The sequence below is a fragment of the Mycobacterium sp. 852002-51163_SCH5372311 genome (genome assembly GCF_001667115.1).
Classification (GTDB): domain Bacteria; phylum Actinomycetota; class Actinomycetes; order Mycobacteriales; family Mycobacteriaceae; genus Mycobacterium.
This window is the reverse complement of record NZ_LZIJ01000055.1, coordinates 121,964-145,496: the sequence shown is the minus strand read 5'-3', so window position 1 is coordinate 145,496 and position 23,533 is coordinate 121,964. Positions and strand designations below refer to the sequence as shown.

Annotated in this window: 25 protein-coding genes and 1 pseudogene; 20 read left to right on the top strand and 6 right to left on the bottom strand. The window is 64.8% G+C overall.

From position 1 onward, the window contains the following. The first annotated feature begins 101 nt into the window (after positions 1 to 101). From A5791_RS07135 to A5791_RS07080, 12 genes and pseudogenes are all read left to right on the top strand, one after another. Entirely contained in the window at positions 102 to 293 is a 192-nt protein-coding gene (locus tag A5791_RS07135; RefSeq protein ID WP_067233504.1) for a ferredoxin, read from the top strand. Between the two features lie 44 nt (positions 294 to 337). Continuing rightward, positions 338 to 1,267, top strand: a complete 930-nt coding sequence (locus tag A5791_RS07130) for a 3-oxoacyl-ACP reductase (RefSeq protein WP_067233282.1) — start codon at positions 338 to 340, stop codon at positions 1,265 to 1,267. A 253-nt stretch (positions 1,268 to 1,520) separates the two neighbouring features. Further along, entirely contained in the window at positions 1,521 to 2,285 is a 765-nt protein-coding gene (locus A5791_RS07125; RefSeq protein ID WP_067233280.1) for an ABC transporter permease, read from the top strand. A 7-nt stretch (positions 2,286 to 2,292) separates the two neighbouring features. After that, positions 2,293 to 3,138: an ABC transporter permease gene (locus A5791_RS07120; protein ID WP_067233278.1), complete on the top strand. Its 846-nt coding sequence runs from the start codon at positions 2,293 to 2,295 to the stop codon at positions 3,136 to 3,138. An 18-nt stretch (positions 3,139 to 3,156) separates the two neighbouring features. Further along, the gene (locus A5791_RS07115; protein WP_067233275.1) at positions 3,157 to 4,359 is read left to right on the top strand and encodes an MCE family protein; all 1,203 of its coding nucleotides are present in this window, start codon (positions 3,157 to 3,159) and stop codon (positions 4,357 to 4,359) included. Then, positions 4,359 to 5,417 (top strand): virulence factor Mce family protein, encoded by a 1,059-nt coding sequence (locus tag A5791_RS07110; RefSeq protein ID WP_067233273.1) that lies wholly within the window; start codon positions 4,359 to 4,361, stop codon positions 5,415 to 5,417. Before A5791_RS07115 ends, A5791_RS07110 begins: the two co-directional genes overlap by 1 nt. Then, positions 5,392 to 6,471, top strand: coding sequence for a virulence factor Mce family protein (locus A5791_RS07105; protein ID WP_082966793.1), 1,080 nt, complete (start codon positions 5,392 to 5,394; stop codon positions 6,469 to 6,471). The genes A5791_RS07110 and A5791_RS07105 overlap by 26 nt, the downstream gene beginning before the upstream one ends. Next, positions 6,468 to 7,918, top strand: a pseudogene (locus A5791_RS07100) (virulence factor Mce family protein). The gene A5791_RS07105 and the pseudogene A5791_RS07100 overlap by 4 nt, the downstream one beginning before the upstream one ends. Then, a complete protein-coding gene (locus A5791_RS07095) occupies positions 7,915 to 9,078 on the top strand; it encodes an MCE family protein (protein WP_067233270.1) in 1,164 nt (387 codons plus the stop codon). Before A5791_RS07100 ends, A5791_RS07095 begins: the two are co-directional and overlap by 4 nt. 11 nt (positions 9,079 to 9,089) lie before the next feature. Then, positions 9,090 to 10,814: a virulence factor Mce family protein gene (locus A5791_RS07090; RefSeq protein WP_067233268.1), complete on the top strand. Its 1,725-nt coding sequence runs from the start codon at positions 9,090 to 9,092 to the stop codon at positions 10,812 to 10,814. A 47-nt stretch (positions 10,815 to 10,861) separates the two neighbouring features. Further along, on the top strand, positions 10,862 to 11,533 hold the full coding sequence (locus A5791_RS07085; RefSeq protein WP_369828024.1) for a mammalian cell entry protein: 672 nt from the start codon (positions 10,862 to 10,864) through the stop codon (positions 11,531 to 11,533). Further along, positions 11,533 to 12,024: a mammalian cell entry protein gene (locus A5791_RS07080; protein ID WP_067233266.1), complete on the top strand. Its 492-nt coding sequence runs from the start codon at positions 11,533 to 11,535 to the stop codon at positions 12,022 to 12,024. The genes A5791_RS07085 and A5791_RS07080 overlap by 1 nt, the downstream gene beginning before the upstream one ends. 66 nt (positions 12,025 to 12,090) lie before the next feature. Here A5791_RS07080 and A5791_RS07075 read toward each other — a convergent pair whose 3' ends face one another. The 5 genes from A5791_RS07075 to A5791_RS07060 all read right to left on the bottom strand — a co-directional run bounded on the left by A5791_RS07075 (position 12,091) and on the right by A5791_RS07060 (position 16,281). Continuing rightward, a complete protein-coding gene (locus A5791_RS07075; RefSeq protein WP_067233265.1) occupies positions 12,091 to 12,669 on the bottom strand; it encodes a hypothetical protein in 579 nt (192 codons plus the stop codon). Between the two features lie 144 nt (positions 12,670 to 12,813). Further along, a complete protein-coding gene (locus A5791_RS07070) occupies positions 12,814 to 14,292 on the bottom strand; it encodes a trehalose-6-phosphate synthase (protein ID WP_067233262.1) in 1,479 nt (492 codons plus the stop codon). Further along, positions 14,293 to 14,457 (bottom strand): hypothetical protein, encoded by a 165-nt coding sequence (locus tag A5791_RS26410; protein ID WP_156661047.1) that lies wholly within the window; start codon positions 14,455 to 14,457, stop codon positions 14,293 to 14,295. 48 nt (positions 14,458 to 14,505) lie between these two features. Beyond that, a complete protein-coding gene (locus tag A5791_RS07065) occupies positions 14,506 to 14,808 on the bottom strand; it encodes a PadR family transcriptional regulator (RefSeq protein WP_067233498.1) in 303 nt (100 codons plus the stop codon). Between the two features lie 18 nt (positions 14,809 to 14,826). Next, a complete protein-coding gene (locus A5791_RS07060; RefSeq protein ID WP_067233495.1) occupies positions 14,827 to 16,281 on the bottom strand; it encodes a multicopper oxidase family protein in 1,455 nt (484 codons plus the stop codon). Between the two features lie 153 nt (positions 16,282 to 16,434). Here A5791_RS07060 and A5791_RS07055 point away from each other — a divergent pair, with 153 nt between their 5' ends. The 4 genes from A5791_RS07055 to A5791_RS07040 all read left to right on the top strand — a co-directional run bounded on the left by A5791_RS07055 (position 16,435) and on the right by A5791_RS07040 (position 19,797). Then, on the top strand, positions 16,435 to 17,109 hold the full coding sequence (locus A5791_RS07055; RefSeq protein WP_067233260.1) for a phosphate ABC transporter ATP-binding protein: 675 nt from the start codon (positions 16,435 to 16,437) through the stop codon (positions 17,107 to 17,109). Continuing rightward, entirely contained in the window at positions 17,106 to 17,927 is an 822-nt protein-coding gene (fetB, locus tag A5791_RS07050; RefSeq protein WP_067233258.1) for an iron export ABC transporter permease subunit FetB, read from the top strand. The genes A5791_RS07055 and fetB overlap by 4 nt, the downstream gene beginning before the upstream one ends. Positions 17,928 to 17,929: 2 nt before the next feature. After that, complete coding sequence (locus tag A5791_RS07045) at positions 17,930 to 18,877, top strand: enoyl-CoA hydratase (protein WP_067233256.1); 948 nt, start codon at positions 17,930 to 17,932, stop codon at positions 18,875 to 18,877. A gap of 89 nt (positions 18,878 to 18,966) precedes the next feature. Further along, the gene (locus A5791_RS07040) at positions 18,967 to 19,797 is read left to right on the top strand and encodes an SDR family oxidoreductase (RefSeq protein WP_067233254.1); all 831 of its coding nucleotides are present in this window, start codon (positions 18,967 to 18,969) and stop codon (positions 19,795 to 19,797) included. Between the two features lie 200 nt (positions 19,798 to 19,997). Here A5791_RS07040 and A5791_RS07035 read toward each other — a convergent pair whose 3' ends face one another. Next, positions 19,998 to 21,068, bottom strand: a complete 1,071-nt coding sequence (locus tag A5791_RS07035) for an alpha/beta hydrolase (protein WP_231995822.1) — start codon at positions 21,066 to 21,068, stop codon at positions 19,998 to 20,000. Between the two features lie 85 nt (positions 21,069 to 21,153). Between A5791_RS07035 and A5791_RS26405 the strand changes: the two genes are divergently transcribed. The 4 genes from A5791_RS26405 to A5791_RS07025 all read left to right on the top strand — a co-directional run bounded on the left by A5791_RS26405 (position 21,154) and on the right by A5791_RS07025 (position 23,442). Further along, positions 21,154 to 21,315 (top strand): hypothetical protein, encoded by a 162-nt coding sequence (locus A5791_RS26405; protein ID WP_156661046.1) that lies wholly within the window; start codon positions 21,154 to 21,156, stop codon positions 21,313 to 21,315. 2 nt (positions 21,316 to 21,317) lie between these two features. After that, positions 21,318 to 22,118 carry a glucose 1-dehydrogenase gene (locus A5791_RS07030; protein WP_067233252.1) on the top strand — a complete coding sequence of 267 codons (801 nt, stop codon included), beginning with the start codon at positions 21,318 to 21,320 and terminating at the stop codon, positions 22,116 to 22,118. Between the two features lie 197 nt (positions 22,119 to 22,315). Continuing rightward, positions 22,316 to 22,456, top strand: coding sequence for a hypothetical protein (locus A5791_RS26400; protein WP_156661045.1), 141 nt, complete (start codon positions 22,316 to 22,318; stop codon positions 22,454 to 22,456). Between the two features lie 194 nt (positions 22,457 to 22,650). Beyond that, complete coding sequence (locus tag A5791_RS07025) at positions 22,651 to 23,442, top strand: SDR family NAD(P)-dependent oxidoreductase (RefSeq protein WP_067233490.1); 792 nt, start codon at positions 22,651 to 22,653, stop codon at positions 23,440 to 23,442. The last annotated feature ends 91 nt before the right edge of the window (positions 23,443 to 23,533 follow it).

Below are 23,533 nucleotides of genomic sequence, written 5' to 3'. Positions count from 1 at the left end.
CGTTTCGTCAGACGTAGCCGGGCCTTATGGTGGAGCTACTGAGAAGCCACCGAGTGATGGGCTACTCGACGGGGCGGGTGGCCAGGTTCAAGGAGGTTGTTGTGCGGGTGATCGTGGACCGTGACCGGTGCGAAGGTAATGCGGTGTGCATGGGAATCGCGCCGGATATCTTCGACCTGGATGACGAGGACTACGCCGTCGTCAAGACCGATCCGATTCCGCCCGACCGGGAACACCTGGCCGAACAGGCGATCGCTGAATGCCCCCGCGCTGCGCTGTTGCGCGGCGACTAGTCCGAGCCCAGCAGGGCTAACCCCAAACTAGAGGTATTCATAAATTGAGTAGCAGCACGAACGCGACCGATCTCTCCGGAAAGGTCGCGGTGGTTACCGGTGCGGCCGAGGGCCTGGGCCGCGCCGAGGCGCTCGGCTTGGCCAGGCTGGGTGCGACCGTCGTCGTCAACGACCTTGCCGCCGCCCTGGATGCCTCCGACGTCGTCGACGAGATTGCCCAGGCCAGTTCAGACGCGGGCAGTAAGGCGCTCGCCGTGGCGGGCGACATCAGCCAACGCGCGACGGCCGACGAGCTCATCTCCGCTGCCGACGGGCTGGGCGGGCTGGACATCGTCGTCAACAACGCCGGGATCACCCGGGACCGGATGCTGTTCAACATGTCCGACGAGGAATGGGACCTCGTCATCGCCGTGCACCTGCGCGGGCATTTTCTGCTCACCCGCAACGCCGCCACCTATTGGCGAACCCGGGCAAAAGAAGCCAAAGATGGCTCTATATACGGCCGGCTGATCAACACCTCCTCGGAGGCAGGTCTGGTGGGGCCGGTGGGCCAGGCCAACTACGGCGCCGCCAAGGCGGGCATCACGGCACTTACCCTGTCCGCGTCGCGGGCACTGGGCCGATACGGAATCTGCGCCAACGCGATCTGCCCGCGGGCGCGTACCGCGATGACCGCCGACGTCTTCGGCGCCGCGCCGGAATTGGAAGCAGGCCAGGTCGACCCTTTGTCACCGCAGCACGTGGTGACACTGGTGCAGTTCCTGGCATCCCCGGCCGCCGCAGAAGTCAACGGTCAGGTGTTCATCGTGTACGGTCCGCGCGTCACGCTGGTCTCGGCGCCCAGCGTGGAGCGTCAGTTCAGCGCGGACGGTTCGGCGTGGGAGCCCGCGCAGCTCAGCGCCACGCTGCACGACTACTTTGCCGGCCGGGATCCGAACCTGAACTTTTCGGCGACCGGACTGATGGGTGAGTGAGGGGGCGGGAGGCCTGGAGGGCCTTCTGCGAAACCCCTGGTCAGGTAGAACGTGTTTCAGATTGGTTTCCACACAATGGCCCTGACCTGCAAATATTACAGTTTGTCATCCATAAATACCGTTAACCGCCATTCGTTGACACGGCGAACATGTTCTGAGTTAATATGAGCCGGCTCACAGCGAGCACTGGGCAAACCCTGGCCGGGCCCGGAGGACGCCGTTACTTCGCCTCTAGCAGACGGGGGGGACCAAGTTGATCCAAAGGCTTGCGGTCCCGGCCAGGGCCGTCGGCGGCTTCTTCGAGATGTCGATAGAAACCTTCCGGGCGTCTTTTCGCCGGCCATTCCAATTCCGCGAGTTTCTGGACCAGACCTGGATGGTCGCGCGCGTGTCGCTGGTCCCGACGTTGCTGGTGTCCATTCCGTTCACGGTCCTGGTGGCCTTCACTCTGAACATCCTGCTGCGCGAGATCGGGGCCGCCGACCTGTCCGGCGCCGGAACCGCGTTCGGCACCATCACCCAGCTGGGCCCGGTGGTGACGGTGCTGGTGGTGGCGGGAGCCGGTGCCACGGCGATCTGTGCGGACCTGGGTGCGCGGACCATCCGCGAGGAAATCGACGCGATGCGGGTGCTGGGCATCGACCCCATCCAGCGGCTGGTGGTGCCCAGGGTTTTGGCGTCTACGTTGGTCGCGTTGTTGCTCAACGGCCTGGTTTGTGCCATCGGCTTGTCCGGCGGCTACGTGTTCTCGGTCTTGCTGCAAGGGGTCAACCCCGGCGCCTTCATCAACGGGCTGACCGTGCTCACCGGCCTCAAAGAGCTGATTCTCGCCGAGGTCAAAGCGCTGCTGTTCGGGGTGATGGCCGGACTGGTCGGGTGCTACCGCGGCCTGACCGTCAAGGGCGGGCCCAAGGGTGTCGGCAACGCCGTCAACGAAACCGTGGTCTACGCGTTCATCTGCTTGTTCGTGATCAACGTGGTGATGACCGCGATCGGCGTGCGATTGACGGCGAAGTGAGCACGCGATGAGCTACGACCTGACTTACCGGGTACGCAACCTGTTCAACAGGGTGCTGCAAGGGCCGATCGACGACTTCGGCGAACAAGCGCTGTTCTACGGCCAAACCATGCGCTACATCCCCAACGCGCTTACCCGATACCGCAAAGAGACGATCCGGCTGGTCGCCGAAATGACGCTGGGCGCAGGGGCCCTCATCATGATCGGCGGCACCGTCGGTGTTGCGGCCTTCCTGACCCTGGCATCCGGCGGCGTCATTGCGGTGCAGGGCTATTCGTCGCTGGGCAACATCGGCATCGAGGCGCTTACCGGGTTCCTGTCCGCCTTTCTGAATGTCCGCGTCGTCGCGCCCGTGATCGCGGGTATCGCCCTGGCGGCCACCATCGGTGCCGGTGCCACCGCCCAGCTGGGGGCCATGCGAGTCGCCGAAGAGATCGATGCCGTCGAAAGCATGGCGGTGCACTCGGTTTCGTATTTGGTGTCGACCCGGCTGATCGCCGGCCTCATCGCGATCATCCCGCTGTATTCGCTGTCGGTGCTGGCCGCGTTCTTCGCCGCTCGCTTCACCACCGTGTTCATCAACGGTCAGTCCGCGGGCCTCTACGACCACTACTTCAATACCTTCCTCATCCCGACCGACCTGTTGTGGTCATTTCTGCAGGCCATTGCGATGTCGATCGCGGTGATGCTGGTGCACACCTACTACGGCTACAACGCCACCGGCGGGTCGGTCGGCGTCGGCATCGCGGTCGGTCAGGCGGTGCGGACCTCGCTGATCGTCGTCGTCGTCATTACTTTGTTCATCTCGCTCGCCGTTTACGGCGCGTCCGGTAATTTCAACCTCTCTGGATAAGGAGACTGCTCAAAACCCATGGCAGGCGAAGGATCGCGACCCGGGACCGTCCGGCTGGCAGCAGCGCTGCTGGCCGGTTTGGTGCTGGCATTCGCCGTCCTGACCTACCTTTCCTACACGGCGGCTTTCACCCAGACCGACACCGTCACCGTCGCGGCCCCGCGCGCGGGGCTGGTGATGGAGAAAGGCGCCAAGGTCAAGTACCGCGGTATTCAGGTGGGCAAGGTCGAAGACGTCAGCTACAGCGGCGATCAGGCGCGGCTGAAGCTGGCCATCAACGCCGACCAGCTGGGGTTCATCCCGTCGAACGCGAGCGTGCATATCGCGGGCAACACCATTTTCGGCGCCAAGTCAGTGGAATTCCGCGTGCCGGAGAATCCGTCGAAGAAGTCGCTGCGGCCGGATTCGCTCGTGCAAGCCAAGGATGTGCAGCTCGAAGTCAACACGCTGTTCCAGTCGCTCATCGACCTGCTCCACAAGGTCGACCCGGTCGAATTGAACGGGACGCTCAGCGCGCTGTCCGAAGGCCTGCGCGGTCACGGCGACGACTTCGGCGCGCTACTGGCCGGGCTGAATACCCTTACCCAGCAATCGAACCCAAAGCTGCCCGCGCTGAAGGAAGACTTCCGCAAGGCCGGGATCGTCACCAATGTCTACGCCGACGCCGCGCCGGACCTGAACACCGTGTTCGACAGCCTGCCGACCATCAACCGGACCGTCGTGGACCAGCAGAACAATCTCAACACCACGCTGTTGGCCACCATCGGACTGGCCAACAACGCCTATGACACCCTGGCGCCGGCGGAGCAGAACTTCATCGACGCCATCAACCGGTTTCGGGCCCCGCTCAAAGTGGCCTCCGACTACTCGCCGGAGCTCGGCTGTCTTTTCGCCGGCATCGAGAGAGGCATCAAGGAGTTCGCCCCGTTGCTCGGTGTCCGCAAGGCGGGCCTGTTCACGTCGTCGAGCTTCGTGCTGGGGGCGCCGTCGTACACCTATCCGGAGAGTCTGCCGATCGTCAACGCCTCCGGTGGCCCGAACTGCCGAGGCCTGCCGGACATCCCGACCAAGCAGACCGGCGGGTCGTTCTTCAAGTCGCCGTTCCTGGTCACCGACAACGCCTACATCCCCTACGAGCCGTTCACCGAAGTGCAGGTTGACGCACCCTCCACGCTGCAGTTCTTGTTCCACGGCGCCTTCGCGGAACGGGACGACTTCTGATGGCCGAACCGAGGGGAGGCATGCCTTCGCACCGCTCGATGGTGATCAAGGTCAGCATCTTCGCGGTCGCGATGCTGCTGGTCAGCGCCGCTCTGGTAGTGGTGTTCGGCCAGTTCCGGTTCGGCCCGGAAGAGACCTATCACGCGACCTTCATCGATGCCTCGCGGTTGAAGGCGGGCCAGAAGGTCCGCATCGCCGGCGTGCCGGTCGGTGACGTCAAGGAGATCAAGCTCAACCGTGACAACACCGTCGACGTCAAGTTCGGAGTCGACAAGCACTACCAGTTGTACTCGTCCACGCGCGCGGTGGTGCGTTACGAAAACCTGGTCGGCGACCGGTACATGGAGATCACGTCCGGCCCGGGAGAACTGCGCAAACTGCCGCCGGGCGGCACCATCAACGCCCAGCACACCCAACCCGCGCTGGATCTCGATGCGTTGCTGGGCGGACTCAAGCCGGTGCTCAAGGGACTGGACGCAGACAAGGTCAACACCATCACCAGCGCCGTCATCGAGTTGCTACAGGGCCAGGGTGGAGCGTTGTCGAACGTGCTGGCCGACACCAGCGCGTTCTCCTCGGCGTTGGGTCAGCGCGATCAGCTCATCGGAGACACGATCACCAACCTCAACACCGTGCTGGGCACCATCGATGCCAAGAGCGCGCAGTTTTCCACCAGCGTCGACCAACTGCAGCAACTGATCACCGGGCTGGCCAAGAACAAGGACGTCATCGCCGACGCCATTCCGCCCCTGGCGTCGACGACGACGGATCTGACTCAGCTGCTGCGCAATTCGCGCCGGCCGCTGCAGGGCATCCTGGAAAACACCCGGCCGCTGGCCACCGAACTGGACGACCGCAAGGCCGAGGTGGCCAACGACATCGAGCAGCTCGGCGAGGACTATCTGCGCCTGTCCGCCCTCGGCGCATATGGGTCGTTCTTCAACATCTACTTCTGCTCCGTGACGATCAAGATCAACGGACCGGCCGGCGGCGACATCCTTATACCGATGGGCGGCCAGGTGGATCCCAGCCATGGGAGGTGCACTTTTGCCAAATAACCCCAAGGGCTACCGCGACCCACTGCGCACCGGCATCTTCGGTCTGGTCCTGGTGATCTGCGTGGTCTTGATCGCGTTCGGCTATGCCAGTCTGCCGTTCTGGCCGCAGGGCCAGACATACACCGCGTACTTCAGCGACGCCGCGGGCATCACACCCGGCAACAGCGTTTACGTCTCGGGTTTCAAGGTCGGCAAAGTTTCGGAAGTGGCTCTGGCCGGCGACAGCGCCAAGGTCAGCTTCACCGTCGACCGCCACGTCGTTGTCGGTGACCAGTCGCTCGCCGCGATCCGGACCGACACCATCCTCGGCGAGCGCTCGGTCTCGGTGAGCCCGGGCGGCACTGGCAAGGCGACCGTTATTCCGCTGAGCCGCACGACCACGCCGTACACGCTGGCCGGGGCGCTCGAAGACCTGGGCCGCAATTCCCGCGATCTGAACCGGCCGCAGTTCGAGCAGGCGCTGCGGGTGCTGACCGACACATTCCGCGATGCCACCCCCGAATTGCGCGGCGCCTTGGACGGCGTGACCTCGTTGTCGAGCACCCTGAACCGCCGTGACGAGGCGCTGCAAGGGCTGCTGGCGCACGCGAAGTCGGTGACAGCCGTACTGGCCGACCGCGCCAAGCAAGTCGACAAGCTGGTCAACGACGGCAACCAGTTGTTTGCCGCGCTCGACGAGCGCCGGGCGGCGCTGGGGCAGCTGATCTCGGGAATCAGTGGTCTCTCCGCACAGATTTCCGGTTTCGTCGCCGACAACCGAAGGGAATTCGGTCCGGCGCTGAGCAAGCTCAACCAGGTGCTGGACACGCTCAACGAACGTCGCGACTACATCACCGAGGCCCTCAAACGGCTGCCCACCTACGCCACCGAGCTGGGTGAGGTGGTGGGATCCGGACCGGGCTTCAACGTCAACGTGTACGGCGTGATACCGGCGCCGCTGCTGGCGACGATGTTCGACTTCGTCTATCAGCCCGGCAAACTCCCGGCCAGCCTCGCCGACTACCTGCGCGGACTGATTCAAGAACGCTGGATCATCAGGCCGAAATCACCATGATGAAGCAGAGTTTCGGCAGCCGCGGGTTGCGTACCGTCACCATCGTCGTGCTGGTCGCGGTGCTGGTGGGCGGTGCGTATGTGCTCTTCTCCGCGGGCGACAACGGCCGAAAGATTTTCGCGCACTTCACTTCTGCCGTTGGTCTGTATCCCGGAGATCAGGTACGCATCCTCGGGGTTCCGGTCGGCAAGATCGAGTCGATCGAGCCAGGGCCGTCCGACGTCAAGGTCGCCCTGTCGGTGTCCAAGGACATCAAGGTGCCCAGGGACGCCCAGGCGCTGATCATCTCCCCGAACCTGGTGTCGGCACGGTTCATTCAGCTCACCCCGGCATACCCGGCGGGGCGACGATGCCCGACGGCGCCACCATCGACCTGAAACACACCGGGGTACCGGTGGAGTGGGACGAGGTCAAGGAGTCGCTGACAAAGCTGGCTGTTCAGCTGAGTCCGGCCGCCGGGCAGATGCAAGGCCCGCTGGGCGAGGCGATCAATCAGGCCGCCGACACTCTCGACGGCAAGGGTGAGTCATTCCACAACGCGCTGCGTGAGCTTTCGCAAGTCGCTGGGCGGCTGGGCGATTCGCGGAGCGACATTTTCGGCACGGTCAAGAATTTGCAGATACTGGTCGACGCCCTGTCGTCGAGTAACGAACAGATCGTGCAGTTCGCCGGACACGTCGCGTCGGTATCGCAAGTGTTGGCGGACAGCTCGCGTCATCTGGACAACACCCTGGGCACCCTCAACCAAGCACTGTCGGACATCCGCGGGTTCCTGGGTCAGAACAATTCGACGCTGATTGATACGGTCAACAAGCTCAACGACCTGGCCCAGACATTGAGCAATCAGAGCGACAACATCGAACAGGTACTGCACGTGGCGGGCCCGGGTATCGCGAACTTCTACAACATCTACGACCCCGCCCAGGGCACGCTGAACGGTCTGTTGTCGATTCCCGAGTTCGCCAACCCCGTCCAATTCATCTGCGGTGGTTCGTTCGAAACCGCCGGCGGCGCAAGGGCACCCGAGTACTTCAGGCGCGCCGAGATCTGTCGCGAGCGATTAGGTCCGGTGCTGCGCCGGCTCACCGCAAACTACCCGCCGATCATGTTCCACCCGCTCAACACGATCACGGCATACAAGGGCCAGATCATCTACGACACCCCGGCCACCCAGGCCAAGGCGCAGACGCCGATCCCGGAACTCACCTGGATCCCCGCTCCCGGAACGCATCCCGTGCAGAATCCGGCGGATCTGCAGAGCCTGCTCGTCCCGCCCGCCCCGGGAGCCGCGCCAGCAGCGCCCGGGCCGGCACCCGCCGCAGGAACACCCCCCGGTTACGGCCCCGCGCCGGGGCCCCGGCCGGGTTCAGGGCCGGCCCCTGTCAGCCCGGCACCGGGTCCGGTTCCCGGACTGCCGCTGCCCGCCGAGCAGGGGGGCGGCGGATGAACCGAAAGTGCTTGCGCGGTGGCGTGTTGGCGGCGAGCAGTGTGCTGTTGGCTGGATGTCAGTTCGGTGGTCTGAACTCACTGCCGATGCCCGGCACCGTCGGCCACGGCAGCGGCGACTACAAGATCACCGTCGAGATGACGGATGTGGCGACCCTGCCGCAGAACTCCCCGGTGATGCTCGACGACGTCACCATCGGCAGCGTGGCCGGGATCACCGCCGAGCAGCGGCACGACGGAAGCTTCTACGCCGCAGTGACGTTGGCGCTGGACAAGAACGTCGTGTTGCCGTGCAATGCGACCGCGAAGGTGGCCCAGACATCGCTGTTGGGTTCGATGCACGTCGACCTGGCCCGTCCGGTTGGCAAACCGCCGATCGGCAAGCTGGGAGACCGCAACTGCCCGCCGATCCCCGAAGCCAGCACGGGCCGCGCTCCGACCACCGAGGAGGTGTTCTCGGCCCTCGGTGTGGTGGTCAACAAGGGCAATGTCGGTGCGCTGGAAGAGATCACCGACGAGACCTACCAAGCAGTGGCGGGCCGTCAGGCTCAGTTCCATGACCTGATACCCCGGCTCGCCGAGTTGACGTCCGGCCTCAACAAGCAAGTCAACGACATCATCGCGGCAATCGAGGGGCTGAACCGGTTCTCGGCGACCCTCGCGCGTGACAACGACAATTTGGGCCGGGCACTGGACACGCTGCCTCAGGCGCTTCAAGTCCTCAACAAGCAGCGCGACCACATCGTCGAGACATTCAGCGCGCTGGGCAGGTTGGCAAGGGTCACCTCGCACATCCTCGCCAAGACGAAAGTAGACTTCGCCGCGGACTTGAAAGACCTGTACTCAGCTGTCAAGGCTCTCAACGACAACCGGAAGAATTTCGTCACCTCTTTGCAGTTGCTGCTGACGTTCCCGTTCCCCAACTTCGGTATCAAACAGGCGGTACGGGGCGACTACCTCAATGTGTTCACCACGTTCGACCTCACCCTGCGCCGACTCGGTGAAACGTTCTTCACCACCTCCTACGCGCTTGATCCGAACATGATGCACATGAGTGAGATCCTCAACCCGCCCGACTTCCTGATCGGTGAACTGGCCAACCTGTCCGGGCAGGCGGCCGATCCGTTCAAGATTCCGCCCGGCACGGCCTCAGGACAGTAGGGGCGGCGCAGATGATAGACAGACTCACCAAAATCCAGCTGGCCATATTCGCATTGGTCACCATCGTCACGCTGACCATCATGATCATCTTCTACCTGCGGTTGCCTGCGACCTTCGGCATCGGGACCTACGGTGTGAGCGCCGACTTCGTCGCCGGTGGCGGACTGTACAAGAACGCCAACGTCACTTACCGCGGCGTCGAGGTCGGCCGGGTGGAGTCGGTGGGGCTGAACCCGAACGGGGTCACCGCCGAAATGCGGTTGAACAGCGGCACCCCCATTCCGTCGAACGTCACTGCCACCGTCAAGAGTGTGTCGGCCATCGGCGAGCAGTACATCGACCTCGTCCCGCCCGCCAACCCGTCGCCAGGCAAGTTGCGCAACGGATTTCGCATCGAGCGACAGAACACCAGGATCGGCCAGGACGTCGCCGACCTGCTGAAAAAAGCTGAGACGCTGGTCAACAGCCTTGGCAACGCCAAACTGCGGGAATTGCTGCACCAGACCTTCCTCGCGACCAACGGCTCCGGTCCCGAGCTGGCCCGGCTCGTCGAATCGGCCCGCCTGCTGGTGGACGAGGCCAACGCCGACTACCCGCAGGTTTCGCAGCTGATCGACCAGGTGGACCCGTTCCTGCAAGCCCAGATTCGAGCCGGGGGTGACATCAAGTCACTCGCCGACGGGCTGGCGCGATTCACCGCCGAGCTGCGCAGGGCCGACCCGCAGCTGCGTGACACATTGGCTACCGCCCCGGGTGCGATCGACGAGGCCAACACCGCGTTCTCCGGCATCCGGCCGTCGTTTCCCGCGCTGGCTGCCAGCCTGGCCAACCTCGGCCGGGTCGGGGTCATCTATCACAAGTCGATCGAGCAACTGCTGGTGGTGTTGCCGGCCCTGTTCGCCGCGATCACCACCGCTGCGGGTGGCGCGCCGCAAGACGAGGGCGCCAAGCTGGACTTCAAGCTCGACCTGAACGACCCGCCCCCGTGCGCTGTCGGCTTCGTGCCCCCGCCGTTGATGCGCACCCCGGCCGACGAGACGGTGCGCGAGCTCCCGAGGGACATGTACTGCAAGGTCGCCCAGAACGACCCGAGCACAGTCCGCGGCGCCCGCAACTATCCTTGCCAGGAGTTCCCCGGCAAGCGGGCGCCCACGATTCAGCTGTGCCGGGACCCGAAAGGCTATGTGCCAGTTGGTCGCAATCCCTGGCGCGGTCCACCGGTCCCGTACAACACCCCCATGACCAATGGGCTAAACGTGTTGCCGCCCAACAAGTTCCCGTATATCCCACCCGGCGCCGAGCCCGATCCGGGCACGCCCATCGTGGGGCCGCCCCCGCCGGGGGTGGTGCCTGGACCCGGGCCGCTGCCGCAGCACCAGCCGGCCTACTCACCACCGCCGCCCAACGACACCTTGCCGCCGCCGGGCAACCCTCCGTGGATGCCGCCGGGGGTTCCGCCGGTGCCGCCGATACTGCCGTACCCGAAGTGGCTGCCGCCGCCGGCACCGCCGATAGGCATCAATCCGCCACCACCGGGCCCGGGGGCCGAAAAGCCATGGGGACCGCCGCCTGGCCAGCCACCGCAGGCCAGCGGCCCGGCGTACACCACTTATGACCCGAAGACGGGCGCCTTTACCGACCTTGCGGGCGGGACTGGTATTTTCGCGCCCGGTATGAATGGCGCATCCAGCGCCGAGAGTTGGTTGGACCTTATGCGTGACCCGAGGCCACTTTAGTGGTGGACGTAGAAACTTCATCAGTAGCGACGTCGACGACGCAACGTGTGCGCAGGCGAGCATCCCGCGCGGCCGGCCCGGCGAAACCCGAGTCCGACGCCGCCACCGTTGCCGCCAAGGCCGCCGTCAAGGTGGATGCGCCTGCCGAGCCGAAGCGGCCGATCAAGAAGCTGCCAACCGTCAGGCGACCGACGCGACGGCAGCCGCACCGCGTACTGGTCGGGTGGATCTCCTTTGCCGCCGCGCTATTGGCCGTCGGCGCGCTGACCGCCTGCCTGACCATCCTGGTGATCCAGCAGCGGCATGCCGAGGCCGATCAGGCGCGCACCCAGCGGTTCATTGACACCGCCACGCAGACGGTGGTCAACATGTTCAGCTACAAGCAGGACAACATCGACGAGAGCGTGAATCGCTTCTACAACGGCACCAGCGGGCCGCTGCGCGGGATGCTCAGCGCCAACAACAACGTCGAGAACCTCAAAGGCCTGTTTCGCTCCACCAACGCGTCGTCGGAGGCGGTCGTCAACGGAGCCGCGCTGGAGGGCGTCGACGCGGTCAGCGACAACGCTTCGGTGCTGGTGTCGGTGCGTGTGACCGTCGCCGATGTGGACGGAGTGAACAAGCCGTCCATGCCCTACCGGCTGCGGGTCATCGTCCATGAGGATGAGGCCGGCCGGATGACCACGTACGACCTGAAGTATCCGGACGGGGGCAACTGATGCGGATGCGGCGATGGCTGGTGGCCATCGCCGGCTCAGTGCTGGTTGCGGCGTTTGTGGGGTTATCGGCTGCGAGCGGCTGGTTCTACTGGAACCGGGTCGAGATTCGCGGCGAGCAGACAGCGCGGGCGGTGTTGCCGCGTCAGGCCGCAAAGGACATACCGCAGGTGTTCGCCTACGAATACCAGACCATTGAGCGCAGTCTTGCCGACGCCTACTCGTTGCTGACGCCGGACTACCGCCAAGAATTCAAGAAGAGTGTCAACGCGCAGATCATCCCGGAGGCCAAGAAACGGGAAGTCGTCGTCCAGGCCAATGTCGTCGGCGTGGGCGTGATGTCCGCGAAACGGGAATCGGCGACCGTGATGGTCTATATGAACCGGACGGTCACCGACAAGTCGCGGCAGCCGGTTTTCGACGGCAGCCGGTTGCGGGTGGAGTACAAGAAGGTCGGCGAGAAATGGCTGATCGCCTTTATCACGCCGATCTGAGCGCGGTGTTTTAGACCCGATGGCGGTGACCCGCTTCGCCCGGCGCCGCCGCGCTCGCGATCACCGCTAAAAGCACATCGCTATGTCGTTGCAGCGCAAGGGATAACGCTCGATCGGGCTGGGTGGTGGACCGGTGAGCGCGAGCGAAAACGGTTGCTTGCGCATCTCTGACTGCATGCCACAGACAGCGCCGTGCAAACTGGTGTGCGTACCGGCGAGCGTCTCGTTGTCGAACGCGAAAGTTTCGGTGGACGCCGCGGTACCGCCGCCCGGGCACGAAACGCCGTCGGGCACGTCGACTTTGAAGGTCCACAGTCCACTCACCAGCCGGGCCCTGCCGCTGTAGTTCTGCAGCTTGTCCGCACGGGTGATTCGTTCGTTCGTAGAGCTCACCACATTCAGGGCACAGAAATCGGCCATGATGATCGGGTTGTCATAATCCTTGTAATAGCGGCTTCCGTTCACCTGGTCGCAGAGCGCCGTGACCGTCCACGTAACCCCGGATACGCCTGCCTGATTGAACGAATACGTGCCGTCCGCCGGGGGCGCGACCGCGCTAGCCGGAACATCCGATTCCACCGCGATACTAATCGCCACCGCTGAGGCGACGGCGGAACCAGCGGCCAGCGCGCGACGGATGTTCACGGCGTCTTCTCCTTCGTTGGCAGTTGAACGCTGTCTTCGAGTATCACAGCGATCGGACGGCTACACCACGGGTTTCGCCGGGCGAGCAGACGCAAAAGCACGATTTCCAGCTGAAAATAGGTGCTTTTGCGTCTGCTCGCCCCACTAGGGATGCGCCTCGGCCAGGGCGTCGAGAAAAGACCGTGCCCAGCGGTCCACGTCATGGGCGAGCACCTGGCGTCGCATTGACCGCATCCGGCGCCGCCCCTCCTCGACCGGCTGGTTGAGTGCGGCCTCGACGGCATCCTTGACGCGTTCGAGGTCGTGCGGGTTGACCAGATAGGCCTGCCGGAGTTCGGCTGCGGCACCGGTGAATTCACTCAGCACCAGCGCGCCGCCAAGATCGCTGCGGCAGGCGACGTACTCCTTGGCCACCAGGTTCATCCCGTCACGCAACGGGGTCACCAGCATGACATCGCTGGCCACGAAGAACGCGATGAGTTCGTCGCGGGGCACCGGACGGTGCAGGTAGTGCACCACCGGATGGCCGACCTCGCCGTATTCGCCGTTGATGTGGCCCACCTGGCGTTCAATGTCATTGCGCAGAATCTGGTAACTCTCCACACGTTCGCGGCTCGGTGTCGCAAGCTGGATCAGTACGGTGTCATCGCGTTTCACACGACCGTCGGCGAGCAGCTCAGAAAACGCCTTCAGCCGGACATTGATGCCCTTGGTGTAGTCGAGCCGGTCGACGCCGAGCAGGATCTTGCGGGGGTTGCCCAGCTCGGCGCGGATTTCACGCGCCCGGCGCCTGATGTTGCGATCGCGTGCCGCCTCGTCGAGCGCCCTGGAGTCGATGGAGATGGGGAAGGCGCCCACTTGCACTGTGCGCGAATCGAGTTGTACCTCGCCGAACCGCGACCGCACCCCGACCGCTCCGCGGGAGGTGTTCGCGCCCACCAGTCGCCGGGCCAGGAAGAGGAAATTCTGCGCCCCGCCGGCCAGATGAAATCCCACCAGATCGGCGCCGAGCAAGCCTTCGATGATCTCGGTGCGCCAAGGCAGCTGCATGAACAGCTCGACGGGCGGAAACGGTATGTGCAAGAAGAAGCCGATGGTCAAATCGGGGCGCAGCGAGCGCAGCATTTTGGGCACCAGCTGCAGTTGGTAGTCCTGGACCCACACCGTCCCGCCGGGAGCCGCCGCCCGCGACGCGGCATCGGCGAAGCGGCGGTTGACGTCGACGTAGCGGTCCCACCATTCGCGGTGGTAGAGCGGCTTGACGATGACGTCGTGGTACAGCGGCCACAGGGTGGCGTTCGAGAATCCTTCGTAGTAGTCGGCGACGTCCTTGGCGCTCAGCCGTACTGGCTGCAGCCGCAGCTCGTCCTGATCGATGGGTTCCTCGTCGCCGTCGATCTCGTCGCCGACTACACCCGGCCAGCCGACCCAGGCCCCGCGCCGCCGGCGCAACAGCGGCTCCAGCGCCGTGACCAACCCGCCGGGGCTGCGTTTCCAGGCTGTGCTGCCGTCGGGAAGCCGCTCGAGATCGACCGGTAGACGGTTGGCGACGACCACGAAATCGGAATCGCCGAAGCGCCCCGAGTTCGGGTTCTTCGAGTCCTCGCCACCCCCGGGAGCCACTTAAGTCTCTGTTTTCGCCGGCCCAATACCGAGCATGGACAAGAAGATTCGGCACTCATCGGCATCGTTCGCGTACGCCGCGACGACACGCCTGGCCTGGCTCGCGGTGCTGTCGGCCAGTGGCTCGACGTCGCCGAGTTCGCCAGGATCAGATTTGGTAGGCATGACACAACTTTAAGGGACATCATTTCGGCCTTGCAGACGTCCGTGCAGTTAGGCCTCGTTACCCAGCACTTCTTGGGCCAGCTCGCGCAGCGTGCGGCGATCCTCGGTGAGTGCCGCACGCCCGGCCGGGGTGGCCCGGTAGACGCGGCGCATGCGGCCGTCGACCACTTGCCGGCGGGACTTCAGCAGCCCGTCCACTTCGAGCCGGTGCAGGGTCGGATACAACGTTCCGGGGCTGACGCGGTAACCGTGGCGGCTCAGCTCGTCGGTCAGCCAGGCGCCATGAACCTCGTCTTCGGCGGCGTGGTGCAGGATGTGCAGCCGCACCGCCGCCCTTTGAAATGCCCGCAATTCCCGCATCGGAACCCCTTACGAACAGCGCAGCAACCGCATGAAGCCGAAGTCCATGTGTAGTTGCTGGTGGCAGTGCAACAGCGACAGACCGGGCTGGTCGGCCAGAAAGTCAACTTCCATGATCTGATAGCTGCCCAGCATGGCCACGTCCTTGCGGATACCGGCGGTCGGCGTGCCCGCGACGTGGGTGATTTCGAAAATGTGCCGGTGCAGATGCATCGGATGGATGTCGTCGCTGGCGTTGCGGAACCGCAGCCGGTAACGCTGCCCGTGGACGACGTCGAGGACCGGCTGGTTGGTCTCCATGGAGAACGGGGTGCCATTGATGGTCCAGATGTTGAACCCGTTGCTGGCGGCGTTTCGCTCCTCGATGAGCATGTCGATGACGTGATCGGCCGCTGGAGGCGTGCCGCCGTTGGTGAACAAGCGGTAATCCCATTGGAACGGCGGTGGGGGCGCCCATTGCGGTTCGCCGGTGCGGCCTGCGTATTCGACGACGATGCCCATGCCGGCCTGGCGGTCCTCGTCGGAGACGTCGCCGAGGATCCAGACGCCGGGGCTGTTCATTTCCACGATCGCTGAGACACGTTCGGCGGTTCCCAACCACAACACCGGCACCGCGGCGGGCTTGGGCACCGGGTTGCCGTCCAGTGCCACGACCGTGAAGGAGTGGCCAGGCAGGGCGAGGCTGCGGCTCTCGGTGGCGCTGCCGTTGAGCACGTGCAGCAGGACCCGCTCGCCCGTCTTCACCCGGATCGGATCGCCGTGGCCGAGGCTGTGGCCGTTGATGGCGAAGATGTCGTAGCCGACCTCGTATCCGTGCGGGCTGCCCGCGGCCAGCGAGGCGTTCATCGCGCGCTCGCCCTGCTCTCGCAGATCCGGGACCGCGTCGCCGGCCAGGAAGCTGGTAGGCATGTCGGCTTCCTGGCTCAGCTTGGCTCCGAATTCCTTGAGTGTCAGGAACACCTCGCGGTCGTAGGCGCCGGGATCGCGTTTGGGCTCGATGTAAACCGGTCCTACCAGGCCGCCGTATTGGCCGCCGGTCAAGTCGGCGCCCGGAGTGAGGTGGGTGTGGTAGAAGCGGAAGCCCGACGGGCCCGGCACAAACGTGATCCGGCGCATGCCGTGCGGCTGGATCAGCGGGGTGCCTTCTTCGGTGGAGCCGTCGACGTCGGCCGGGAGCCGCTGACCGTGCCAGTGCAGCTGCTGGGGCGTGTCGGTGTCATTGTGGACGTCCACCGAAGTCTGCCTGCCTTCGGTGAGCCGCAGCAGGGGGCCGGGGAACTGGCCGTTGTAGGTCGTGGTCTTGACGAGTTTTCCACGTGCGACTTCGAACTCCGTTTCAGCGATGTGCAACGTGTAGTCAGCCTTGGTGGTCTGCGGGCCGTGCGAGCAACCGGCCGTGACACCACCGGCGGCGAGGGCCGCCAGGCCACCCCACTTGAGGAAGTCACGCCGGTCAACGTTCATGGGAGAGCCCCGCATCCGGTAGACGCCGCCATGACATACGGGCCGAACCCCAGGGCATAAAATCGGACTCCGATATCGTGTTCCGATAGTTCGCCGCAGAGCCTACCGCAGGCCCTGAGGTTCCCGGCCGACCCGGTAGATGGAGGCGTCGTAATGGACGAAGTCCCGGTGTTCGCCTTCGTCGATGTGGTCGTCGAGCGTGACGGGGTGCGAGCGCTGGACGGGTTCACCGCCGCCATTCCGGGGCGCGGCGTGACCGCGGTGTTCGGTCCGTCGGGATCGGGCAAGTCGACCCTGCTGCGACTGTGTAATCGACTGGACGTGCCGACCAGTGGGCGGGTGTCGTTCTGCGGCAAGGACATTGCCGATATCGACCCGTTGCGGCTGCGCCGCCGGGTGGGGATGTGTTTCCAGCGTCCGACGCCGTTTCCCGGCACCGTGGCCGACAATCTGCGGGTCGCCGAGCCGGAGGCGTCCGACGCGCAGATGCGGGAAACGCTGGAGCGGGTGGCTCTGACTGGCTCGGGACATGGATCAGGGACCCAGTCATGGCTGGACCGCGACGCCACCGCCCTGTCGGGCGGGGAGGCACAGCGTGTCTGCCTGGCCCGCACGCTGATGGCGCAGCCGCAGGTGTTGCTGCTCGATGAGCCCACCTCCGCCGTGGACGCCGAAGCCGCCCGGGTGATCGAGCGCGCCGTACGCGAGCTGGCCGACGACGGGATTCCCGCGCTGTGGGTCACCCACGACAGGGCCCAGGCCGAACGGGCCGCGGACCGGGTTCTGCATATCGAGCGGGGCCGTTGCACCGGGCAGGTGCCGTCGTGAACGGAACGGTCAGCTGGATAGGTTTGGCGACGTCGCTGGTCCTCGTGTTTTTCGCGGCGGCGATATCGGTGTGGCAGCGGTTGGGTCTTCAGCGGCAGGTGCTGTGGGCGGCGGCGCGTGCTCTGGCCCAGTTGCTGCTGGTGGGAGGGGCCTTGACATTGCTGCTGGCCCCTGGCCGTTCGCTGTGGTGGTCGTGGCTGTGGACGGCGGCCATGATCGTCTACGCCGGGGACGTCGCGCGCCGACGGGCACCGGAGGTGCCTCGGCTGGCGCCACTGACCATTGTCGCGTTCACCGCCGCGTCGGCAATCACGCTGGGCGCGCTCTTCGGGCTGCGGGTGTTCCCGCTGCAGGCCCGGACCCTGGTGCCGATCGCCGGGATGATGATCGGCAACTCGATGACCGCCACGGTGCTGGTGGCCCGGCGGCTGATCGACGAGCTACGAGACAAACGCGAAGAGGTCGAAGCCCGGCTCGCCCTCGGCCAACCGTCTCGCCAGGCCGCCGCCCCCTACTTGCGGATCGCATTGCGGTCGGCGATCTCTCCGCAGATCGAAACGACCAAAGCCACCGGCCTGGTGTTCCTGCCGGGCGCCATGACCGGACTCATCCTCGCCGGTGTGCCGCCGGTGCAGGCCGTGTTGGTACAGGCGGTGGTGATGTTCCTCATCCTCGGCTCGGTCGCGGCCACCACCGTCGTGGTCGGCATCGGCATGGTGCGCTTGGCCTTTACCCGCGACCATCGGTTGCTGCCGCTCGGTCATCGATCGGTCACCAACCCGGCGGGAAATCGCTTACACACCGGCCGTAATGTGTAAACATGACACTCTCCGACAAGGCCGGCACCGAGGCTGCATCCAGCGCAGCCGGCGACAACGCTGATGGGCCGGTGGTCTACGAAACCCTCGACGACGGCCGCATCGCCCGGATCTGGCTCAACCGCCCCGACGAGCACAACGCGCAGAACCGCACCCTGCTGGTCCAGCTCGACGAGGCGTTTGCTCGCGCCGAGGCTGACGACACCGTGCGGGTGGTGATCCTCGCGGCTCGCGGCAGGAACTTCTCTGCCGGCCACGACCTCGGCTCGGAAGCGGCGTTGCTGGAGCGCAAACCTGGGCCCAATCAGCATCCGACGTTCCGGTCGCACGGGGCCACCCTCGATCCGATCATCGAAAAGCTGTATCACCAGGAGTGGCATTTCTTCTTCGAAAACACCTGCCGCTGGCGCGATCTGCGCAAGATCACCATCGCGCAGGTACAGGGCAACGCGATTTCGGCGGGCCTGATGCTGATCTGGGCTTGCGATCTGATCGTCGCGGCCGACAATGCGAAGTTCAGTGACGTGGTCGCGGTACGGCTGGGCATGCCGGGCGTCGAATACTATGCACACCCTTGGGAATTCGGCCCTCGCAAAGCCAAAGAGCTGCTGCTGACCGGTGATTCGCTGGACGCGGACGAGGCTTATCGACTTGGCATGGTGTCCAAGGTCTTCCCGGTCGACGAGCTGGAGGAAAAGACTCTGCAGTTCGCCCGGCGCATCGCCGAACGGCCCACGATGGCAGCGCTATTGGTCAAGGCCTCGGTGAACGCCGCCTCCGACGCAATGGGATTCACCGAGGCGCTACGGCACGCCTTTCATGTTCACGAGCTGGGTCACGCCCACTGGGCCGCCCACAACGAGAACAGGTTTCCGGTTGGCCTGCCGCCAGACGTCGAGGACTGGCGTACAGCCAAGCCGACCAAAGTGGCTCGCCGGGACACCCCGTAGATTTAGCACCGCGAGCAGACGCAAAAGCACCCAATTCCGGCTCGAATGTGGTGCTTTTGCGTCTGCTCGCGAGGGAGAGAGGGGCTCTAATGCAGCTTTCATTTGAAGACCGGACGTACCTGGTCACCGGCGGTGGCAGCGGAATCGGCAAAGGAGTGGCCGGCGCACTCGTCGCTGCTGGCGCGTCGGTCATGATCGTCGGCCGCAACCCGGATCGGCTGGCGGGCGCTGTCAAGGACATCGAGGCACTAGGGGCCGAGGGTTCCATTCGCTATGAGCCTGCCGACATCACGAAAGAGGAAGAGGCCGCCCGAGCGGTCGACGCCGCGACCGCGTGGCACGGGCGGCTGCACGGCGTGGTGCATTGCGCTGGCGGGTCGGAGACCATCGGGCCGATCACCCAGATCGATTCGCAGGCATGGCGACGCACCGTCGACCTCAACGTCAACGGCACCATGTACGTGCTCAAGCACGCCGCGCGTGAACTGGTGCGCGGCGGCGGCGGTTCGTTCGTCGGCATCTCGTCGATCGCGGCCAGCAACACCCACCGCTGGTTCGGCGCCTACGGTGTCACCAAGTCGGCCGTCGACCACATGATGCAATTGGCCGCCGACGAGCTCGGTGCGTCGTGGGTGCGGGTCAACAGCATCCGTCCGGGTTTGATCCGCACCGAACTCGTTGCGCCCATTACTGAGTCGCCGGAGCTGAGCTCCGACTACGCCAGCTGCACGCCGCTGCCGCGACCGGGTGAGGTGGAGGATGTTGCCAACCTGGCCATGTTCCTGCTGAGCGACGCGGCGAGCTGGATCACCGGACAATGCATCAACGTCGACGGTGGGCACATGTTGCGACGCGGCCCGGACTTTTCCGCAATGCTGGAACCCGCGTTCGGCGCCGACGGGCTGCGCGGAGTGGTCTAGCTGCTCTCATATGTTCGACGGCATGGGCCCGCGGCGGCACGTTGGCGTCGTCGCCTCCAGCGATGCGGATATCACCGTCTCGGCCCCGCCGTCGATCCTGCGTACAGATCGCCGATCCTGCGTCCAGAGCGTGGATTTCGCGCTTCGAGTAGCCGTGGCCGCAGGCTCGATACCGAGCGGCCGAGTTGCGGCCGAGCGGGTCACGATCGGCCACGCGAACATAGCGCATCCTGCAAGAAGCCGGTGACGAATGCCTTGGCTTCCCGCGACCAGATATAGCCGATATGCCCACCGTTGTACCAACGAACCGTGGATTGCGGCCACACCTGTGCCAGCGCTGCCGATTGGGTGGTCGGAATGAACCGGTCGGCGCGACCGGCGAAGACCGCCCGCCGTTGCACCACTGGTGAAACCTCTAGCGGGGACACGACCCGGAACGCGGTGGCGGCCGTGTCGTCGCGCAGTATGCCCAGGTACTCCGGCGGCGGGTGGTGGTGCGCCATCAACCCGAGCACATCGGTGAACGGGACACCCGCCACGACGCACTCAACCGGTTCTACTCCGGACAGCAGGGTCGCGAGATAGCCCCCGAGTGAAAGGCCGTACACGCCGACCGCCGTCCCGCCGATCTGATAGAGCCAGTGGACCAGACGGCGGATGTCCCAGATCGCCTGACTGATCCCGTGCAACGTCGTCACCAAATCCAACGACAGCAGCTGGCCGGAATCGGGCAATCTGCGCGGCCCGTGGAAGGGCAACGCGGGCACAGCCACATTGAAACCGCCCTTCAGGTGAAGATGATTCGCCCACAGCGGGGTCAGGTCGAACCGGGATGCATTCATCCCGAAGCCATGCAGGCATACCACCCACGGCCGGACCGTCGTGTGATGGCGTAGCAGACGCACGAATACGGTGTCGTTGCAGGTGTTCCGGGGCCACCTATCGGCGCCCGGTTCGATGCTTCGCGGTTGGAATCCGGACGGGAACGTGACCGATTCATGGGGGCGAGGCCACGAATATGTCTGCGGGGCGGTCACCTCGCCGTCAAGCAGAGCGGGCGGCCGGCGATGGTAAGTAACGGGACTGGTCGACCATCCCTGGTTGTCGAACAGGCCTGACGCCGTTGCGAGTTCGGCACGCGTTTGTCCTGCCGCGACTGGCGGCGTCTTCGGCTGGCGGCTGCGTACGAAGGCCAGCGCCGCCTCGTCGAGCAATCCACGGTTGACCGGCGCTCTTGCCGTACAAGTGGAGCGCGACGGTTCGATCTTCACCAAGCCTCCTCGACGGGCCGCCAGCCACCCGGTGGTGGATACGCCTCGATCTCCCGACGCACGCTAGAGCTTCACGCCACCGCCGGTGAAGCGATATCTCATTCATCGGGATAGCGCCGGCGACTCCTCCGGAGACGGTTATAGGGTTGGGCGCGACATCTCGATTGCTAAGGAAATTGATGTGCAGCTGACGAACACGATGATGAACGCCGCCACGCTGGTCGCCGTCGGCATGGGCGCCGATTGATCATGGCCAGCCAACTTGCCGACCTGTCAGGGAAAGTCGCGATCATCACCGGCGCCGCCCGCGGCCAGGGGGCTGCGGAAGCCCGGTTGTTTGCGTCGCTGGGCGCCCATGTGGTTGTCACCGACATACTCGAGGACGCGGGTCGAGAAGTCGCATCGTCGATCGGTGCAACGGCACGGTTCATCCGTCATGACGTCAGTAGTCCGGACCACTGGACGGAGGTAGTTGCGTTCGCGCGCAACGAGTTCGGCCGTCTCGATGTGCTGGTGAACAACGCGGCGATCTGCGCTGCGACGCCGCTTGTGGATCAGGGCGTCGACGAGTTCGAGCAAATGCTGCGCGTCAACCTGATCGGACCCTTCCTGGGTATCAAAGCCGTCACCGAGCCCATGAAGGCCGCGGGCGGAGGCTCCATTGTCAACATCTCCTCCCAGGCCGCTCTGCAGGGCCTCTCGGGCTACGGTGCCTATGGATCGTCCAAATGGGGCCTTCGCGGCCTGACCAAGGTGGCGTCTATTGAGTTGGGACAGTTCGGAATACGGGTGAACACCGTGTATCCCGGGATGATCGATACACCGATGATCGAGCACCTCAACGTCCACCGGGGACCCGGCAGCCACCCGGGGGCGCCGTTGGGCCGGGTCGGTGCGCCGGAGGAAGTCGCCGCGCTGGTCGCCTTCCTCGCCTCGGATAGTTCGTCTTATGTCACCGGCGCTGACCTCGCTGTCGACGGTGGTGCCAGCGTGGGCCGGATTCCGGTTCAGCCGCCTGTAGGTCCCCCGACCGATCACGAAAGCTCTTGAAGAAAGGGCGCTTTGGGTGATCATGCCTCTCCACGCGACCGCAGGGACATCGAAACCGTCCTGCTGAACGGGAAAACGAGTCTCACTGGCGCCTCGTCTGGGTGAAGCTGTTTAGGTCCGGAAAACGTTCCTGGACTGCTTAATTCGAACTGTCCGCATTGCGGTGAAGTGTGAGCGAAACCATGCAATATGCTCCTGTGATCGTGTTTTTCCTGATCATCCTGACCCCCTTGCTGCCCGCGCTGGTGCACGCAGCGCGCAGTGGCTACGAGCAGGTGCTCGGGCGCAGGCATCGCCGGGCGGGTGGAATGGGTCCGGAGGCTTCGGTGCCGCGATGAGCTCGACGATCGAGTGATGCTTGTGGACACCGCGATTGCCGTCACATCGAGCAACGGGAAGCCATTCGTCTGTCCCTCTCATCACTACGCGGGCCGCTCGAATACCTGTCCGGCGCAGACGGTTTCGGCTGGGACCTGTACAGTCCGGCCGGCGGTGCAATACGTTATGGGCCGGTGAGCTGATGGGAGATGACATGAAGCGGTTGGAAGGCAATCGGATCCTGGTGACCGGGGCTGGATCCGGTATCGGCCAGGCGACTTCGCTGCGCCTGCTGGACGAGGGCGCTGCAGTGGTGGCCGCCGACATCGCCGCGGACGGATTGGCCAAGACGCGGGCCCGAGCCGAGGAGACGGGGACCGGTGACCGGCTCACCACGCGCGAGATGAACGTTGCTGATGAGCAGTCGGTGATCGACGGCGTGTCCTTCGCCGTCCAAGCGCTTGGCGGGCTGGATTCGGTGGTCAATGCGGCCGGTATGTTGCGGGCGATACACACTCACCAGACCAGCATCGACGAGTGGAATCAGATCATCGCCGTCAATTTGACCGGCACCTTTCTGGTGGTGCGCGAAGCGCTGCCGACGCTATTGGGAAATCTCCGCAGCACGATTGTGAACTTCAGCTCTACGTCGGCTTCCTTCGCGCACCCGTACATGGCGGCCTACGCCGCCAGCAAGGGTGGGATCCAGTCCTTCACCCATGCGTTGGCACTCGAATACGCCCGCGATGGGTTGCGGGCGGTGTGCGTGGCGCCGGGCAGCATCAAGTCCGGCATCACCGATGCCACCGGGGGATACATTCCGAAAGACGCCGACTGGTCGCTGTTTGCCAGGCTGGCGCCGATCCTGCCCACCACGGCGACATCCAGCGGCGCCGCGATGGCCGATCCGTCGGCCGTCGCGGGCGTGATCGCCATGCTGGTGTCCGAGGACGGCGCGTTCATCACCGGGACCGAGATCCGGATAGACGGCGGAACGCACGCCTAGTTGGAATGCCGAGCAGACGCAAAATCGCCTATTTCGTGCCGAAAATGGGCGATTTTGCGTCTGCTCGGCAGAGGAAGGTGACCCGGCATCA

What these genes read in the sequence shown, in the direction of transcription:
- A5791_RS07120 (WP_067233278.1), top strand. Translation starts at nt 2,293, where the DNA reads ATGAGCTACGACCTGACTTACCGGGTACGCAACCTGTTCAACAGGGTG.
- A5791_RS07115 (WP_067233275.1), top strand. Translation starts at nt 3,157, where the DNA reads ATGGCAGGCGAAGGATCGCGACCCGGGACCGTCCGGCTGGCAGCAGCG.
- A5791_RS07110 (WP_067233273.1), top strand. Translation starts at nt 4,359, where the DNA reads ATGGCCGAACCGAGGGGAGGCATGCCTTCGCACCGCTCGATGGTGATC.
- A5791_RS07105 (WP_082966793.1), top strand. Translation starts at nt 5,392, where the DNA reads ATGGGAGGTGCACTTTTGCCAAATAACCCCAAGGGCTACCGCGACCCA.
- A5791_RS07095 (WP_067233270.1), top strand. Translation starts at nt 7,915, where the DNA reads ATGAACCGAAAGTGCTTGCGCGGTGGCGTGTTGGCGGCGAGCAGTGTG.
- A5791_RS07090 (WP_067233268.1), top strand. Translation starts at nt 9,090, where the DNA reads ATGATAGACAGACTCACCAAAATCCAGCTGGCCATATTCGCATTGGTC.
- A5791_RS07080 (WP_067233266.1), top strand. Translation starts at nt 11,533, where the DNA reads ATGCGGATGCGGCGATGGCTGGTGGCCATCGCCGGCTCAGTGCTGGTT.
- A5791_RS26410 (WP_156661047.1), bottom strand. Translation starts at nt 14,457, where the DNA reads ATGCCTACCAAATCTGATCCTGGCGAACTCGGCGACGTCGAGCCACTG.
- A5791_RS07060 (WP_067233495.1), bottom strand. Translation starts at nt 16,281, where the DNA reads ATGAACGTTGACCGGCGTGACTTCCTCAAGTGGGGTGGCCTGGCGGCC.
- A5791_RS07055 (WP_067233260.1), top strand. Translation starts at nt 16,435, where the DNA reads ATGGACGAAGTCCCGGTGTTCGCCTTCGTCGATGTGGTCGTCGAGCGT.
- A5791_RS07045 (WP_067233256.1), top strand. Translation starts at nt 17,930, where the DNA reads ATGACACTCTCCGACAAGGCCGGCACCGAGGCTGCATCCAGCGCAGCC.
- A5791_RS07040 (WP_067233254.1), top strand. Translation starts at nt 18,967, where the DNA reads ATGCAGCTTTCATTTGAAGACCGGACGTACCTGGTCACCGGCGGTGGC.
- A5791_RS07030 (WP_067233252.1), top strand. Translation starts at nt 21,318, where the DNA reads ATGGCCAGCCAACTTGCCGACCTGTCAGGGAAAGTCGCGATCATCACC.
- A5791_RS07025 (WP_067233490.1), top strand. Translation starts at nt 22,651, where the DNA reads ATGAAGCGGTTGGAAGGCAATCGGATCCTGGTGACCGGGGCTGGATCC.